14 protein-coding genes are annotated in these 15,824 nt (G+C 67.7%); 10 read left to right on the plus strand and 4 right to left on the minus strand.

Annotated elements, in window-relative coordinates; all coding sequences use genetic code 11:
• The first annotated feature begins 33 nt into the window (after positions 1 to 33).
• Both D514_RS30750 and def read left to right on the plus strand, forming a co-directional pair.
• Positions 34 to 1,728, plus strand: coding sequence for a MinD/ParA family protein (locus D514_RS30750; protein WP_017830210.1), 1,695 nt, complete (start codon positions 34 to 36; stop codon positions 1,726 to 1,728).
• Positions 1,728 to 2,219, plus strand: a complete 492-nt coding sequence (gene def, locus D514_RS30755) for a peptide deformylase (protein WP_017830211.1) — start codon at positions 1,728 to 1,730, stop codon at positions 2,217 to 2,219. The genes D514_RS30750 and def overlap by 1 nt, the downstream gene beginning before the upstream one ends.
• A 58-nt stretch (positions 2,220 to 2,277) precedes the next feature.
• Here the strand turns inward: def and D514_RS30760 are convergent, their stop codons facing one another.
• A complete protein-coding gene (locus D514_RS30760; RefSeq protein WP_017830212.1) occupies positions 2,278 to 4,110 on the minus strand; it encodes a long-chain fatty acid--CoA ligase in 1,833 nt (610 codons plus the stop codon).
• 152 nt (positions 4,111 to 4,262) lie between these two features.
• Here D514_RS30760 and D514_RS30765 point away from each other — a divergent pair, with 152 nt between their 5' ends.
• Positions 4,263 to 4,952: a 1-acyl-sn-glycerol-3-phosphate acyltransferase gene (locus D514_RS30765; RefSeq protein WP_017830213.1), complete on the plus strand. Its 690-nt coding sequence runs from the start codon at positions 4,263 to 4,265 to the stop codon at positions 4,950 to 4,952.
• A gap of 47 nt (positions 4,953 to 4,999) precedes the next feature.
• The gene (locus D514_RS30770) at positions 5,000 to 6,340 is read left to right on the plus strand and encodes a class II 3-deoxy-7-phosphoheptulonate synthase (RefSeq protein WP_017830214.1); all 1,341 of its coding nucleotides are present in this window, start codon (positions 5,000 to 5,002) and stop codon (positions 6,338 to 6,340) included.
• 106 nt (positions 6,341 to 6,446) lie between these two features.
• Here D514_RS30770 and pknB read toward each other — a convergent pair whose 3' ends face one another.
• Both pknB and D514_RS30780 read right to left on the minus strand, forming a co-directional pair.
• Complete coding sequence (gene pknB / locus D514_RS30775; protein ID WP_017830215.1) at positions 6,447 to 8,393, minus strand: Stk1 family PASTA domain-containing Ser/Thr kinase; 1,947 nt, start codon at positions 8,391 to 8,393, stop codon at positions 6,447 to 6,449.
• A 78-nt stretch (positions 8,394 to 8,471) separates the two neighbouring features.
• Complete coding sequence (locus tag D514_RS30780) at positions 8,472 to 9,656, minus strand: LysM peptidoglycan-binding domain-containing protein (RefSeq protein ID WP_017830216.1); 1,185 nt, start codon at positions 9,654 to 9,656, stop codon at positions 8,472 to 8,474.
• A gap of 121 nt (positions 9,657 to 9,777) precedes the next feature.
• On the opposite strand from D514_RS30780, the gene D514_RS30785 reads away from it, so the two are divergent.
• On the plus strand, positions 9,778 to 10,146 hold the full coding sequence (locus D514_RS30785) for an Rv2175c family DNA-binding protein (RefSeq protein WP_338041012.1): 369 nt from the start codon (positions 9,778 to 9,780) through the stop codon (positions 10,144 to 10,146).
• 12 nt (positions 10,147 to 10,158) lie between these two features.
• Here D514_RS30785 and D514_RS30790 read toward each other — a convergent pair whose 3' ends face one another.
• Positions 10,159 to 11,247: a polyprenyl synthetase family protein gene (locus tag D514_RS30790; RefSeq protein ID WP_017830218.1), complete on the minus strand. Its 1,089-nt coding sequence runs from the start codon at positions 11,245 to 11,247 to the stop codon at positions 10,159 to 10,161.
• 97 nt (positions 11,248 to 11,344) lie between these two features.
• Here D514_RS30790 and D514_RS30795 point away from each other — a divergent pair, with 97 nt between their 5' ends.
• The 5 genes from D514_RS30795 to D514_RS30815 all read left to right on the plus strand — a co-directional run bounded on the left by D514_RS30795 (position 11,345) and on the right by D514_RS30815 (position 15,818).
• Positions 11,345 to 11,719, plus strand: coding sequence for a DUF3040 domain-containing protein (locus D514_RS30795; protein ID WP_017830219.1), 375 nt, complete (start codon positions 11,345 to 11,347; stop codon positions 11,717 to 11,719).
• 265 nt (positions 11,720 to 11,984) lie between these two features.
• Entirely contained in the window at positions 11,985 to 12,416 is a 432-nt protein-coding gene (gene mraZ, locus D514_RS30800; protein ID WP_017830220.1) for a division/cell wall cluster transcriptional repressor MraZ, read from the plus strand.
• 102 nt (positions 12,417 to 12,518) lie between these two features.
• Positions 12,519 to 13,457, plus strand: coding sequence for a 16S rRNA (cytosine(1402)-N(4))-methyltransferase RsmH (gene rsmH / locus D514_RS30805; protein ID WP_017830221.1), 939 nt, complete (start codon positions 12,519 to 12,521; stop codon positions 13,455 to 13,457).
• Entirely contained in the window at positions 13,454 to 14,023 is a 570-nt protein-coding gene (locus D514_RS30810) for a hypothetical protein (protein WP_017830222.1), read from the plus strand. Before rsmH ends, D514_RS30810 begins: the two co-directional genes overlap by 4 nt.
• Before the next feature lie 25 nt (positions 14,024 to 14,048).
• Positions 14,049 to 15,818, plus strand: a complete 1,770-nt coding sequence (locus tag D514_RS30815) for a penicillin-binding protein 2 (protein ID WP_017830223.1) — start codon at positions 14,049 to 14,051, stop codon at positions 15,816 to 15,818.
• The last annotated feature ends 6 nt before the right edge of the window (positions 15,819 to 15,824 follow it).

Genomic DNA, 15,824 nt, shown 5'->3' on the forward strand with positions numbered 1-15,824 from the left:
CACCCGAGGCCCGCGCAGGCTTGGAGCGACATCGTGACACCGAAGAACACCACTGACCCCGAGGAGAACTCGCTGGGGGTGCTCGACGAAGCCGCGTCTCTCGACACGGCAGTGATCGGCATCCTCGGCGGGACGGCCCAGGTCAGCGTGACCCTGCCCAGGAGCGACGACGACGATGACCTCGCCGACGACGGTGTGGTCGACGGCGAGGTCATCGGCGACCTCGTGATCGATCCGCCCCCCGCCGTGGAATCGAAGACGAAGACGAAGACGCTTCCGAAAGCACCCCGTCCCGACCCGGTGCCCGCAGCCGTCGCCGTCGCGCAGGATGCGGAGCCGGACGAAGCCCGGGTCGTCGAGGCGGCGTCAGAGGCCGAGGCTCCTGCGGAACCGGCTGTCGTCACGGGCGTGATCGATGAGCCGCTCGTCATCGAACCGATCGTGATCGAGGTGACGGCACTCGAATCGGATGCCATCGTCGATGCGGTCGTCGATGCGGTCGTCGTCGATGACCAGGTGTCCGAGACGATCGCCGACGATCGTGACACCGCCGACCAGCGCGCAGCGGAGGAAGCCGCCGCCGCCCAGTTCCTCGCCAAAGCTCGGTCCGAGATCGAGACGGCTCCGCCGGCACCGGCATCCGCCGTGCAGGCGGCCACCGAGAAGGAGACCACCGTGTCCACTCCTGAAGAGAGGTCCGTCGTGCCGCAGCCCGCTCGGGCGGCAGCGCGAGCGGATGTGACGCTGACCTCGAAGCGCCTGGACGATCTGGGCGAGTCCTCGCGCGAGTCCGCCGATCTGCTCACCGCCGACCGGCTGCTCGACCCGCACCGCATCACGAAGCCGGAGCCCGAGGGGGCGTGGAGTCATTTCCTCTACGCCGTCTCCGGTCGGCGCATCAACATCGGCGACGGTCGCCGTGCGCGGGAGCGGAAGGCGCTCTCGGCGAGGATCGCGGCACCACTCGCCGGGGGAGCGCGATTCGTCCCCGTGCTGTCCCGTAAGGGCGGAGTGGGCAAGACGACGATCACCGCGCTGCTGGGCATGGCTCTCGCCGACGCCCGCGAGGATCGTGTGATCGCGGTCGACGCCAACCCCGACCGCGGAACGCTCGCGGAGCGCATCGTGCGCCCGCACCACAGCAAGTCCGTGCGCGACCTCGTCCGCATCCACGACGACGTCAAGGGATATCACGACATCTCCGCGATCGTGGCGAGGGATGCGACCCGCCTCGACGTCCTCGCCTCCGATGCCGACCCTCGCATCGCCGAGGCCTTCAGCGACAGCGACTACCGGGATGTGGCCGGCGTCGCCGCTCACTACTACTCGCTCGTCCTCACCGACACGGGCACGGGCATCGTGCACTCGGTGATGTCTGCGACTCTCGATCTCGCCGATCAGATCGTCATCGTCTCCGGTCTCAGCGTCGACGAAGCCCGGCTCGCCTCCGAGACGCTCACGTGGTTGGAGACCAACGGGTACGAGGAGCAGGCGCGCGAGGCGATCGTCGTGCTCAACCAGTCGACGCCGGGGACGCCGCTCGTGCGCCTGAACGAGTTGCAGGCCCACTTCGCCACTCGGGCGCGGAGCGTCGTGCGCGTGCCCTACGACCCGCAGATCGCCGGGGGCGGGACCATCGTGTTCGCGAATCTCCTGCCGGAGACGCGGATCGCAGCCCGTGAACTCGCCGCGCTGCTCGTCGAGGGCCTGCGGGCCAAGGCCGCCTGATGGCCGTCCGCGAGATCCGCATCTTCGGAGACCCCGTTCTGCGGGCGGTCTGTGCGCCGGTCGAGGAGATCGACGACGGAGTGCGTGCGCTGGTGGCAGACCTGGTCGACACCGTGGAGCTGCCCGGTCGCGCCGGAGTCGCTGCGCCCCAGATCGGTGTCGCTCTGCGCGCCTTCAGCTACAACATCGACGGCGATATCGGCTACGTGATCAACCCGGTCCTGACCGAGGTGCGCGGAGAGCCCGAGCCGACGGGGGAGGGCTGCCTCTCGGTCCCCGGACTCTGGCACGACGCGCAGCGTCATCCCTGGGCTCGTGTCGAGGGGATCGACCTCGACGGCAACCCCGTCGTCCTCGAGGGGGACGGCCTGCTCGCACAGGCGCTGCAGCACGAGACCGATCACCTCGACGGCAAGCTCTTCCTGACCCGTCTCGATCCGCAGACGCGCAAGGTCGCCATGCGTGAGGTGCGCGAAAGCGCCTGGTTCTGACTCTCAGAGCACGAAGAAGGGCCCCGCAGCTGCGGGGCCCTTCTTCGCTCTCGGAGCGTCAGCCGCCGATCGGGACGTTCGTCGTCGCGACGGGCTCGTCGTAGATCGCGGCGATCTCGTCGGCGAAGTCGTTCATGATGATGTTCCGCTTGATCGAGAGCTTCGGGGTCAGATGTCCCGAGGCCTCTGTCCATTCGGAGTCGAGGATCGTGAACTTGCGGATCGACTCCGCACGCGAGACGCGAGCATTCGCGGCATCGACGGCGCGCTGCACTTCGGCGCGCACACCCGCGTTCTTCGAGGCCTCGACGAGCGACATCTTCGCGTCGAGGCCGTTGTTCGCCAGCCATGTCGGGAGCATCTCGGGGTCGAGCGTCACGAGCGCCGAGATGAACGGACGCTGATCGCCGACGACGACCACCTGGCCGATGATCGGGTTCGCGCGGATCGGGTCCTCGAGCGCCGCGGGTGCGACGTTCTTGCCGCCGGCCGTGACGATGATCTCCTTCTTGCGCCCCGTGATCGTCAGGAAGCCCTCGGAGTCGAAGCTGCCGATGTCGCCGGTGTGGAACCAGCCGCCTTCGCTGAAGGCCTCGGCTGTCGCCTCGGGGTTGTTCCAGTACTCCTTGAACACGTTGATGCCGCGGACCTCGATCTCGCCATCGTCCGCGAGACGCACGCCGACGCCGGGGAGCGCGGGACCGACGGTGCCGATCTTCGACTTGTCGGCCAGGTTCACGGTGGCGGGAGCGGTGGTCTCGGTCAGGCCGTAGCCCTCGAGGATCACCACGCCGAGGCTGTGGAAGAAGTGCCCGAGCCGAGAGCCGAGGGGAGCGGAGCCCGAGACCGCGTAGACGACGTTGCCGCCCATGGCCTCGCGGAGCTTGCTGTAGACGAGCTTGTTGAACAGGGCGAACTTGAGCTTCATCCCGAAGGGGATGGGCTTGCCCGCCTCCAGCAGCTGGGAATGCTCGATGGCGACGTCGGCCGCGGCCCGGAAGATCTTGCCCTTGCCGCCGGCCTCGGCCTTCTGCTCCGCGGAGTTGTAGACCTTCTCGAACACACGGGGGACCGCGAGGAGGAAGGTGGGCTTGAACGATCCGAGTGCCGGCAGGAGCTGGCGGGTGTCGGGCTGGTGGCCCGTGCGCACACCCGCGTGGACGTCGAGGATCGAGATGAACCGAGCGAACACGTGCGCGGTCGTGATGAAGAGGAGTGTGGAGGCTCCGGGCGTCTGGACGACCTCATCCAGGGCCTTGGCCGAGTTGCGGGACAACTCGACGAAGTTGCTGTGCGTGAGCACGCATCCCTTCGGGCGCCCGGTGGAGCCCGACGTGTAGATGAGGGTCGCGATGTCGGATCCGACCGCCAGACTGCGCCGGCGCTCGATCTCGGCGTCGGTCACCGAGGCGCCCTGCGCGGTCAGGGTGTCGATGGCTCCGAGATGCAGCTGCCACACCTCACGGATCAGGGGAAGGTCGCCGCGGACCTCGTCGACACGGGCGAAGTGCTCCGGCGACTCCACCATGAGCGCGATCGCTCCGGAATCCTCGAGGATCCACTGGATCTGTGAGGGCGAACTGGTCTCGTAGATCGGCACCATCACCGCACCGGCGTAGAAGAGCGCGAAGTCGACGAGCGTCCATTCGTACGTCGTGCGTGCGAGGAAGCCGACCTTCTCGCCCGGGCGGATGCCTGCAGCGGCGAAGCCCTTCGCGAGCGCGATCACGGCCGTCTGGAAGTCCGCGGCGGAGATGTCGCGCCAGCCGTCTCCCTCGGGGACCGAGAACAGCGCACGATCAGGGGTGGCTTCGACGCGCTTCACCAGAAGGTCGGCGACGTTCGCGTCGGGATCGGCGGGGACGATCGCAGGGACTTCAAACTGGACCACGGCAGCTCCTTCGGTACCGGTCGGGCACGGACTTGGCTACGAGTCTAGGGCATGGAACCGAGTCGCGCCTTGGGTGAAACTGGGTCGCGCGCGGACTCGACGCGGGAAGAGGCTTCCGACAGACGCCGGGCGCGGCGCTAGACTTCACCACGATGTTCTACTGGCTGATGAAGTACGTGGTGATCGGCCCCGTGGTCAAGGCGGTATTCCGCCCCTGGATCGTGGGGCGGAACAACGTGCCCGCGAACGGCGCGGCGATCCTCGCGAGCAATCACCTCTCCTTCGCCGATTCGATCTTCCTTCCCCTGGTGATCGACCGGTCGATGTCCTTCCTCGCAAAGAGCGACTACTTCACCGGCCGCGGTATCAAAGGCTGGGCGACGAAGTTCTTCATGAAGGCCACAGGGCAGATCCCCATCGACAGATCGGGTGGCAAGGCCTCCGAGGCCTCGCTGAACACGGGGCTCCAGGTTCTCGGCGGAGGCGACCTGCTCGGGATCTACCCCGAGGGCACGCGCAGCCCGGACGGCAAGCTCTACCGAGGGCGCACCGGCATCGCCAGGATGGCGCTCGAGGCGAAGGTCCCTGTCGTGCCCGTGATCATGGTCGACACCGACACCGCGATGCCCATCGGCCGACGGCTCCCGCGCATCGTGCGCGTCGGAATCGTGATCGGAGAGCCTCTCGACTTCTCCCGTTACGCGGGGATGGAGAACGATCGCTACATCCTGCGATCGGTCACCGATGAGATCATGGTGGCACTGCAGCGGCTCGGCGAGCAGAAGTACGAAGACGTCTACGCCTCGACCGTCAAGGAGCGTCTCCCCAGTCGCGTCACATAGGCCTCGCGCGGATCTGGGCGGCACCAGCGACCACTAGGCTGGAACGCATGCTCCCGCACCACATCGAAGCCCTTGATGCATGGCGCTCGCTTCCCATCAAGCAGCAGCCGCAGTGGCCCGACGCGGACCGCGTCGCCGACGTCTCCCAGCAGATCGCGACCCTTCCGCCTCTGGTCTTCGCCGGCGAGGTCGACAACCTTCGCGACCGGCTCGCTCGCGCCGCATCCGGTCAGGCATTCCTGCTCCAGGGCGGCGACTGCGCCGAGACCTTCGCAGGGGCCACCGCCGAACAGATCCGCAACCGCATCAAGACCGTGCTGCAGATGGCCGTCGTGCTGACGTACGGCGCCTCGATGCCCATCGTCAAGATGGGCCGCATGGCGGGACAGTTCGCGAAGCCGCGTTCGAGCGACTCCGAGACCCGTGGCGATGTCACGCTGCCGGCCTACCGCGGCGACATCGTGAACGGCTACGACTTCACCGAGGGGTCCCGCACGGCCGACCCCGGCCGCCTGCTCCAGGGCTACCACACGGCCGCGTCCACGCTGAACCTGATCCGCGCGTTCACGCAGGGTGGTTTCGCCGACCTCCGCGAGGTGCACTCGTGGAACAAGGGCTTCGCGCAGAACCCGGCCAATCAGCGCTACGAGCGCATGGCCGCCGAGATCGACCGCGCGATCAAGTTCATGGAGGCCGCGGGCGCGGACTTCGACGAGCTGAAGCGCGTCGAGTTCTTCACCGGGCACGAGGGCCTGCTCATGGACTACGAGCGCCCGATGACGCGTATCGATTCGCGCACGGACACTCCGTACAACACGTCTGCGCACTTCCTCTGGATCGGAGAGCGCACGCGCGAGCTCGACGGCGCGCACGTCGACTACTTCTCCAAGATCCGCAATCCCATCGGTGTGAAGCTCGGGCCGACCACGTCGCCGGACACCGCCCTCGCGCTGATCGACAAGCTGGATCCCGAGCGCGAGCCTGGCCGACTGACGTTCATCACCCGCATGGGAGCGGGCAAGATCCGCGATGCTCTTCCGCCCCTGCTCGAGGCCGTTCGCGACTCCGGCGCGCAGCCGCTGTGGGTCACCGACCCGATGCACGGCAACGGCATCACCACGCCGACCGGCTACAAGACTCGTCGCTTCGACGACGTGGTCGACGAGGTGCGGGGCTTCTTCGAAGCGCACCGTGCCGTGGGGACGTTCCCCGGCGGCATCCACGTCGAGCTCACCGGTGACGACGTCACCGAGTGCCTCGGTGGGTCGGAGCAGATCGACGAAGCGGCCCTGGCCACGCGCTACGAGAGCCTGTGCGACCCGCGACTGAACCACATGCAGTCGCTGGAGCTCGCTTTCCTCGTCGCTGAAGAGCTCGAGAAGCGCTGACACTCCCGTCGCGAAGACGAAAGAAGCCGCCCTCCCGGAATCATCGGGGAGGGCGGCTTCCTTCGTCGGTGGGTTCGCACTCTCGCAGGAACCGGCTCGGCAGCGCTCAGCCGCTCAGCTGGATCGAGAGGTTCACGGTGCCGCCGCGGGGGAGGGACTTGTCCGCGCCGGGATCCTGGCCGGTGACTCTCGCCATCTCGGCGAAGCCCGGCAGATCGCCCCACGCGGCGTAGGTCGACTTGAAGCCCTTGTCAGCGAGGATCTTCTTGGCCTCGTTCAGGGTCTTCCCCGAGACGTCGGGCACGGGGAAAAGCTCCGGCCCCTTCGAGACGATGAGCTGAACGTTGTCGCCGGGCCGCCAGTTGCCCTCTTCCGCGCGGTCGGCCACACCGATGACGACATCCTTGGCGACGCTGTCGCTGAAGGTGTACTGCGGCTCGGCGGTGACGGTGAGGCCCTTGTCCGAGAGGGTGGAGGTCGCCTCGCCGATCGACATGCCCGCGACATCGGGGAACTCGCCGGCAGAGACGTACAGCTCCACCGTGTCGTCTTCGAAGATCTCGCAGCCGTCGCCGCAGATGTACGCCTCTCCGCCGGCTCTCGGGGTGACGTAGGCGTTGATGACGATGCCGGCGTCGGCGTCGGAGAACAGCATCAGCGAGGTGTCGGTGACGTTGACGTTGAGGCCGTCGAGGTAGTCGCGAGCGTCTTGCTCAGCGCGTCCGTTCAGGGGGTCGAGAGTGTGCGCGGCGGGTCCTGCGGAGACGATCACCGTGACCGAGGCGCCCTTGTCGAGTCGCGAACCCTCGGCAGGGTCGGTCTCGATCACCGTTCCGGCGGGGATGTCGATGGAGAACGCGTCCTCCTGCGCGGGGACGAAGCCGGCTTCGGTCAGCGTGGAGGCGGCCGCGTCGTAGGTTCCTCCTGCGACAGCAGGCACCGCGATCAGCGATCCGGGGCCGGAACCGAACCACCAGCCCACACCACCGGCGAGCACTGCCAGCAGGAGCACGAGAGTGAGCAGGAACGCTCCGCGCGCGCGGCGTTTGGACGCGCGTCGCCGCAGGAGGGTGGCATTGTCGAGCGCGGCGGGGACGGGAGCCGTGGGATCGGTGATCACCATGGTTCCCGGCATCACCTTGGTGAGGTCGCCGGAGTCGCCGTGGCTGTGCTGCGCAGCCGTTGCCCTGGCCGCCGTCGGCGTGACGCCGAGGTCGCGTTCGATCTCGCGCAGGCGCTCGAGCATCTGCTGAGCATCGTCCGGTCGGTCGTCCGGGGACTTCTCCGTGGCCCAGAGCACGAGCTCGTCGAGCTGCTCCGGCACTGCGGGGTTGCGAACGCTCGGCCGCGGGACGGACTCCGTGGCGTGCTGGAAGGCGATCTGCATCGGCTGCTCGCCCTTGTAGGGCTGCTCGCCGACCAGCATCTCGTACAGCATGATGCCGAGCGCGTAGATGTCGCTGCGGGCGTCGGCGGTGCCTCGGGTGACGAGCTCGGGGGCGAGGTAGGCGATCGTCCCCAGCAGCTGCTGTCCGGTCGCGGTGTTCGCGGTCGTCGCTCGTGCGAGTCCGAAGTCGCCGATCTTGATGCGGCCGTCCTCCGCGAGGAGGACGTTCTCGGGCTTCACGTCGCGATGGACGATGCCGGCGCGGTGTGCGGCCGAGAGACCGGCCAGGATCGCGTCCATGATCGTGATGGTCTGCGGGATCGTGAGGCGCTTCTGCTCGCGGAGGAGTTCGCGCAGGGTGATTCCGGGCAGGTACTCCATGACGAGATACGCCAGCTCGCCGTCCTGCCCCTGGTCGAACACGTTGACCACGTGCGGATCCGCCAGGCGGGCCGCGGCCCTCGCCTCCTGGATGAAGCGGCTCTGGAAGGCCGAGTCGTCGCTGAGGTGCGCGTGCATCACCTTCAGGGCGATGCGCCGTTCGAGACGGAGGTCGGTCGCGACATAGACCGTCGCCATGCCTCCGCGGGCGATGCGGGCGCGCACACGGTAGCGGCCGTCGACAAGCCGCCCGATGAGGGGGTCGGCTTGCTGATTGGTCGTCACGTCAGAATTCTATGGAGAACTGCCTGAAAGACAGGGGAGCGGCTCACCCCTCGGGCCTGCGGGTTTTCCCGGATGTCGTCAGCTGTAGAGAGCGAGCCAGGCATATGCTTGCGCCTCCCACTGGCCGTACCTGTCCGGATAGGCCGAGATCTGCACGGCCTGGGCCGCCGCTGCGAAGGGCATGCTCTCCCAGCCGGGGATGTCCAGGAGCCCGCGGGTCGCCTGTCCGTTCGGGTCGCTCTGGCCGCCGTAGAACACCCGTGTGCTCCGGTCGGCGTCCATGATCTGCGCGGGGGTTCCCCACCCTGTGCTCGGACGCTGCTGGAAGATGCCGAGCGAATCGCGGTCGCCCCAGTCGAGGTTGCGCAGCCCCGACTCGACCATCCCGGTCGCGAGGGCGATGGCGATGGCTCTGTCGCCGACGCCGATCTCACGACCGATGCGGATGATGAGCGCCGCGTTCGCCGCTTGCTCCGCGGAGAGCGTGGTCGCCTGCTGTCCGCCCGCGGAAGCGGGAGCGGTCGTCGCGGGGGCGGGGGCCGGCGCCCCCTGCAGAGAGAGCGTCTGGCCGGGATAGATGATCGATGAGGGACCGAGCCCGTTGGCGGCATACAGCGCCTGGGTCGTCGTGCCGTATCTCTGTGCGATGCCGAACAGGGTGTCTCCTGCGACGACGGTGTGCGTGGCGGTGGATGCCGGAGCAGGGGTCTGGGCCGGAGCAACTGCCGGCGCAGTCGCCGCACTGTTCCCGGAGACGATGAGGCTCTGACCGGGGAAGATGATCGACGCGCGGCCGAGGCCGTTCGCCGAGAGCACGGCGTCGACGGTCGTGCCGTACTTCTGAGCGATGGCGTACACGGTGTCGCCGGCGACGACCTGGTGCGTGGCCGCAGCTGCGGGTGCCGGAGCGGCGGCGGCGGGGGCTGCGACCGCTCCCGGCTGGAGCGTCAGGCTCTGGCCGGGGTGGATCACCGAGCGCCACGAGAGGCCGTTCCAGGACAGGACGTCGCCGGTGCGCAGCCCGAAGCGCGTCGCGATCGCCGAGACCGTGTCGCCTGGTTGGACGACATAGCTCGGCGGTGCCGCTTCGGTGGGAGTCACCCGTGCGGGGAGGAGGCGCTCGCGTTCGATGGTGGCGGTGCCCACGGGGGACGACGCGCTGGCCGGTGCGACGGTGAGGGTGGTCGCGAGGGCGCCGAGCACGGCCGCAGGCACTCCGATCTGCAGGTGTCGCGTTCGACGCGTGGCGGTCTTGAATGTCAAGGCTTGCCCCCTTTTCGAGTTTTTCACGCTGACACGGATGTAAACAGAAGTCAACTGAAGTGACGCAAGTGAAGGATGTGACTGGAGGGTCGACATGCGACGGTCACGCAGAGGTGAGATAGTGGGCAACGTGTCTGAGAACGTTGCTGGAACCCCTGCCGCTGCCGCCATCGAGTGGTTGACGATGCCCGACCTCGTCGAGGTGCTCGACGAGCCCCTCGGCCGTGTGCGCCGTCTGATCGACGAGCACTACCTGGTCGGATCCACTCGCAGCGGAGTCTTCGCGGTGCCGTCGGTGTTCATCGTCGATGGACACCCGCTGAGTTCTCTGCGTGGAACGGTGATCGTGCTGCAGGATGCCGGCTTCACGGACGACGAGTTGATCGACTGGCTCCTCGCCGACGAGGAGAGCCTCGGTCGCTCGCCGATCGACGCCCTGCTGGCCGGGCACAAGAGCTCGGTCAGACGCCTCGCTCGCACCCTCGCCTGACCGCAGGATCGCTCAGGACGAACGCACCGTCGCCGCCCGCGCGAGCTCGCGCAGTTCGCCGACGGCCGCGTTGTCGAGCCGGGCGCCCGACAGTGCGCGATCGGCCTCGCGCGCATAGTCCGCGATCATCGCTTCGACCTGTTCCAGCGCGCCGGAATCGGTGATGGTCGCCTGCAGGAACGACACCTGTTGCGGCGTCAGTTCCGTGTCGCCGAGCATCTCGTCCAGGAGATTGCGTGCGGAAGCGTCGAGAGTCTGCCTGGTGAGGGCGATCAGCACTGTGCGCTTGCCCTCGCGCAGATCGTCTCCGGCCGGTTTCCCTGTGACGGATGCGTCGCCGAACACGCCGAGCACGTCGTCCCGGAGCTGGAAGGCCATGCCGACCGGGTGTCCGAAGCGGCGCAGCGCCGACATCTGATCCGCGTCGGCCCCGCCGAAGGCTCCTCCGAGGACCAGAGGCTGCTCGATGCTGTACCTGGCGGACTTGAGCGATGCCACACGCAGAGCGCGTTCCGCATGGAGGCCGCCGTCGTTGACGCTCCACGCCGACTCCTCGGCGATGTCGAGGAACTGGCCGGTGGTGACGTCTCTTCGCATCCTGGCGTACTCGGAACGCACGGTGAGTGCCTGAGGCTGCCCTTCCAGCGCCGACTCCAGCAGGTCATCGCTCCAGGCGACCAGGAGATCTCCCAGGAGGATGGCGGATGCCCGGCCGAACGCCTCCGCATCTCCCGACCATCCGGCGGCGCGGTGCGATGCCTCGAGCGCACGGTGCGCTGCGGGGCGACCACGGCGGGTGTCGGAGTTGTCGATCAGGTCGTCGTGCACGAGCGCGGCCGACTGGAAGATCTCCAGTGCTGCGCAGATGTCCCACAGAGCGTCGGACTCCGTCGCATCACGGTCGTGGAACCTGGCCACAGCGCGCCAACCTGCATGGCAGAACCGCGCACGAAGCCGCTTGCCTCCGTCCAGCGTGGCGGCGGCGGCGGAGAGGAAGGATGCCGCATCGGGGCCGTACTCCATCGATTCGTCGCGCATCCGCGCGAGGAAGCGATCGAGATGTGCGGCGACGGCGTCGGGTACGGGGGAGGAGGACGACACGACTCCCAGCATACGTAAAGCAAGGGGACGCCGAACTGCTAGCCCCGGACGCCTCGTCGCGCGTAGAATGGAAGGCACGATACCCGAGGGGGACGAAATGCCACTCTCCGAACAGGAGCAGCGTCTGCTCGACGAGATGGAACGCCATCTCCTTCACAACGATGCCGACGTGGTGACCGCGCCGTCCGGCGATCGAGCATTGAGCTACCGAAATCTCGTCTACGGCGCACTCCTCCTGCTCGCCGGCGTCGGCGGTCTGGTCGCCGGAGTGATCCTCAGCGGCGTCTGGGGCATCGTCGTGGGCGTCGTCGGTTTCGCCGCGATGCTCGCCGGTGTCATGGTCGCCGTCACTCCCGTGAGACGAACGAGCGCGGCCGAGCCCCGGGAGCGTTCCGCTCCCAAGCGGCAGGAATCCGCCTCGTTCATGGATCGAATGAACGACCGGTGGGATCGCCGCCAGGACGGTCACTGACCGACCTCGATACTTCACGACAGAAGCCCGGATGCTGAGCATCCGGGCTTCTGCCGTTAACCCCCGCGGGGAACGGGGCTTCTCGACGAGTGGGAAAACCCTCCACTAGCCCTCCACCTTCCTCCACCGCGTAATTCCGCGGCTCCTCAGCGCGCAGATCGACGTCGGAGTGCGTCGCCTGCGGATTGGTCGTAGGTAAGTGGAGGAAAGTGGAGTAAAGTGGGGCGCACCTCGAGTTGGCCGGACGCAGAGGGGGTGATGGCCGATGTTGCTGGGTACGCACTCACCGAAGCTGGACGACAAAGGACGGGTCATCCTTCCTGCGAAGTTCCGCGAAGACCTCGGCGGCGGCATCGTCGTCACCCGAGGCCAGGAGCGGTGCCTCTACGTGTTCAGCACGGCCGAGTTCGAGGCGATGCACGAGCGGATCCGTCAGGCCCCGCTCGCCAACAAGCAGGCGCGTGACTTCATGCGACTGTTCCTCTCCGGAGCAAGCGCGGAGATGCCAGACAGCCAGAACCGCATCACCATCCCGGCGCACCTGCGTCAGTACGCAGGTCTGCAGAAGGAACTCATCGTCACCGGAGTCGGCGCCCACGCCGAGATCTGGGATGCCGAGAGCTGGAACGCCTACCTCGCCGCCGGCGAGGAGACCTACTCCGACCTCGAGCAGGAGGTGATTCCGGGACTCTTCTGACCACGGCTGTGATGCCCCGCCGCTCCCGCCCCGACACACTTCCCCGGTGCCGGGTCGAGAAGCGGAGGGGGATCAGAGCCGAAGGTCACCCCGAGAAAGATCATGAACCTCCGAGACATCCACACCCCCGTCCTGCTCGACCGCTGTGTCGAGCTGCTCGCTCCCGCCCTCCAGGCGGACGGAGCGGTGCTCGTCGATGCCACCCTCGGCATGGGAGGCCACTCCGAGGCACTGCTCGAACGCTTCCCGAACATCCGTCTGGTCGGACTCGACCGCGACACCGACGCGCTGCGTATCGCGGGGGAGAGGCTCGCTCGCTTCCGTGATCGCGTCACTCTCGTGCACACGGTGTATGACGAGATCGGCCTGCATGCGCAGGGAGCTTCGGGGATCCTGTTCGATCTCGGCGTCTCGTCCCTTCAGCTCGACGAGGCCGAGCGCGGGTTCGCGTATTCGAAGGACGCCCCGCTCGACATGCGGATGGATCAGACGAAGGGCGTAACCGCCGCCGACGTGATCGCCACCTACAGCGAGGGCAACCTCCGCCGCATCTTCGAACGCTACGGCGAGGAGAAGCTCGCCGGCCGCTACGCCCGCTTCATCATCGACGCGCGTCAGAAGCAGCCGATCACGCGCTCCGGCGAGCTCGTCGAGATCCTCATCGCGGCGACACCCGCAGCGGCGCAACGCGCCGGTCACCCGGCCAAGCGCGTGTTCCAGGCGCTGCGCATCGAGGTGAATGCGGAGCTCAACGTGCTCGCAGACGCGATTCCCTCGGCCATGGACGCGCTCGGCGTCGGAGGACGCATCGTCGTGATGTCGTACCAGTCGCTCGAAGATCGCCTCGTGAAGCAGGCGTTCGCCGCCGCTTCCTCCTCGACCGCACCCGCCGGGCTCCCGGTCGAGCTCCCCGAACATGCTCCGCGCTTCCGCATCCTGACCAAGGGTGCAGAACTCGCAGACGATGACGAGCGCGCGCGCAACCCGCGGGCGATCCCGGTGCGCCTGCGCGCCGCCGAGAAACTGCGGGAGAGCGTATGAGCCTGAATGCCGTCGTCCGCAAACCGGTGCAGCCGGTCGCACCGGAGCGGGCCCCGCAGCGGAAGCTGCAGCCGGTCACTCGTCCGGCCGTCCGTCGTAAGCCGAAGCTCGCCTACGCTCTCGTCGCACTCGGTGGAGCGCTCGCGATCGGCGCCGCGCAGATCGCACTGTCGCTCGCCATCACCCAGGACTCGTTCACCCTTGCCAGCCTCTCGTCGCAGCAGCGCGAATTGAACCTCAAGACCCAGGCGCTCCAGGAGGAGCTCACCGGCGTCAGCTCGCCGCAGGTACTGGCGGGCAATGCTGCCGGACTCGGCATGGTGGTGGCGGGCTCGCCGTCATACCTGCGCCTCAGCGACGGAGCGGTCTTCGGCACGGGGGCCGGCGCCGACTGGACATCCACGGTCAACCCCGCCGGCGTCGGAGCCGTGAGCAACTCGCTCATCGTGGAGCCGCCGCCGTCTCCTCCCGCGGAGGCTGAGGACGGGACGGCCACGACCGAGCAGCCGGCGCAGGAACTCCCGCCGTCGATCACCGACGGCCTCCCCAGCCCCACGACGCACTGACAGACACGATCGACGGAGAGATCCCATGACGACACGAGCCACCCGCGGACCGCGGCGACGCACCGTCGTCGCCCTCGCCGTCATCCTCTCGGTGCTGGTCGCCTTCGTGGTGCGGCTGGTCGATATCCAGGTGGTCAGCGCCGACGAGCACGTCTCCGAGTCGCTCGAGCATCTGGGCGCGAGCTCGGCCATCCCCGGGCAGCGCGGCTCGATCCTCGACGCCGACGGCACGGTCCTGGCGTCCAGCGTGATGGTCTATGACGCGCAGCTCAGCCCGCAGGTCATCATGCTGGTGGAGGAGAAGGACCCGAAGCTGCCATGGGCCGAGGCCTCGGACAAGATCGCAGCCATCACCGGACAGACCGGCGAGGAGGTTCGCGCGTTGGTGTCGAACGCTCTCGCCGAGAACCCCAACAGCCAGTACGTGGCCCTCAAACGCGGACTCAACACCGACCAGTTCATGAAGCTCAAGGCGCTGGGTATCTCCTCCTACCTGAGCATGCCGCCACGCGAGACGCGGGTGTACCCGAACGGCGCGGTCGCCGGCAACCTCCTCGGCTTCCTCGACAACTCGGGCGAGGCGCAGGCCGGCGTCGAGAAGCTGGACGACTCGTGCCTGGCTCCCATCGACGGGGAGGAGACGTACCGCAAGGGCAAGGACGGCGTCGTGATCCCCGGGAGCGAGCGCACCATCGACGCCGTGAACGGCGGTTCCGTGCAACTGACCATCAACAGCGACCTCAACTGGTACCTGCAGCAGATGATCGCCGAAGAGGCCCAGACACAGGGCGCCAAGGGCGGCACGGTGACAGTCGTCGAGGTGAAGACGGGGAAGATCCGCGCCGCGGCCGAGTGGCCGGCGCTGGATCCGAACGACCTCGACGCCTCGACACCGGCGACCAGGGCGAGCCAGATCTTCCACCGCGACTTCGAGCCCGGATCGACTTTCAAGGCCGTCACCGCGGCTGCAGCCATCGAGGGCGCTGGCCTGACGCCCCTCAGCACAGTGAGCGCTTCCTCTCGCGAGAAGTTCCCGAACGGCGCCGTCGTCAACGACGCGTTCAGCCACCCCGCCTACAACTACACCCTCGCCGGTGGACTCATCGACTCGTCGAACGTCGCGCTGTCGAAGTTCGGCACCATGGTGAGCCCCGAGGTCCGGTACGACTACCTCGAGCGGTTCGGCGTCGGCGAGAAGACGCTCGACTTCCCGTCCGAGGTCGGGGGGATCCTGCACCCGGTCAGCGACTGGGACAACCAGTCGCTCTACACGACGACCTTCGGGCAGTACTTCACCGTGACGGCCGCCCAGCTCGCCGGCGCCTACCAGGCGATCGCGAACGGCGGGGAGAAGATCGACCTCTCGCTCGTCGAGTCGTGCACCGGAGCCGACGGCACCGTCACCGAGCCGGCGGATCCGAAGCACGAGCAGATCATCCAGGAGCAGACGGCCGCAGAGCTCACCCGGATGCTGGAGAACGTCGCGGTGCAGGGCGGCAACGCCGAGCGCATCCAGGTTCCGGGCTACCGTGTGACCAGCAAGACCGGTACCGCGCAGGTCTCCGACGGGAACGGCGGCTACAAGGCCGGGGTCTACTACACCAGCATGGTGGGCTTCGCGCCGGTCGACGATCCGCAGTACGTCGTCGTGGTCACCCTGGACGAGCCGACTAAGGTTGTATCGTCCGCGGCCACCGCATCCGCCTTCCAGAAGGCGATGACGCAGGTGATGAAGACCTATCGCGTGATGCCGTCCTCTGTCCCGATGGACGAGCTCCTTCCCAAGTTCGGATAGTCGGCG

The organism is Microbacterium sp. UCD-TDU (genome assembly GCF_000340625.1).
In the GTDB taxonomy this organism is placed as follows: Bacteria; Actinomycetota; Actinomycetes; order Actinomycetales; family Microbacteriaceae; genus Microbacterium; species Microbacterium maritypicum.

Excerpts from the sequence above, each read along its gene's own strand:
- D514_RS30815 (WP_017830223.1), top strand. The coding sequence starts at position 14,049 with ATGACGACACGAGCCACCCGCGGACCGCGGCGACGCACCGTCGTCGCC.
- D514_RS30765 (WP_017830213.1), top strand. The coding sequence starts at position 4,263 with ATGTTCTACTGGCTGATGAAGTACGTGGTGATCGGCCCCGTGGTCAAG.
- D514_RS30810 (WP_017830222.1), top strand. The coding sequence starts at position 13,454 with ATGAGCCTGAATGCCGTCGTCCGCAAACCGGTGCAGCCGGTCGCACCG.
- def (WP_017830211.1), top strand. The coding sequence starts at position 1,728 with ATGGCCGTCCGCGAGATCCGCATCTTCGGAGACCCCGTTCTGCGGGCG.
- rsmH (WP_017830221.1), top strand. The coding sequence starts at position 12,519 with ATGAACCTCCGAGACATCCACACCCCCGTCCTGCTCGACCGCTGTGTC.
- mraZ (WP_017830220.1), top strand. The coding sequence starts at position 11,985 with ATGTTGCTGGGTACGCACTCACCGAAGCTGGACGACAAAGGACGGGTC.
- D514_RS30795 (WP_017830219.1), top strand. The coding sequence starts at position 11,345 with ATGCCACTCTCCGAACAGGAGCAGCGTCTGCTCGACGAGATGGAACGC.
- D514_RS30770 (WP_017830214.1), top strand. The coding sequence starts at position 5,000 with ATGCTCCCGCACCACATCGAAGCCCTTGATGCATGGCGCTCGCTTCCC.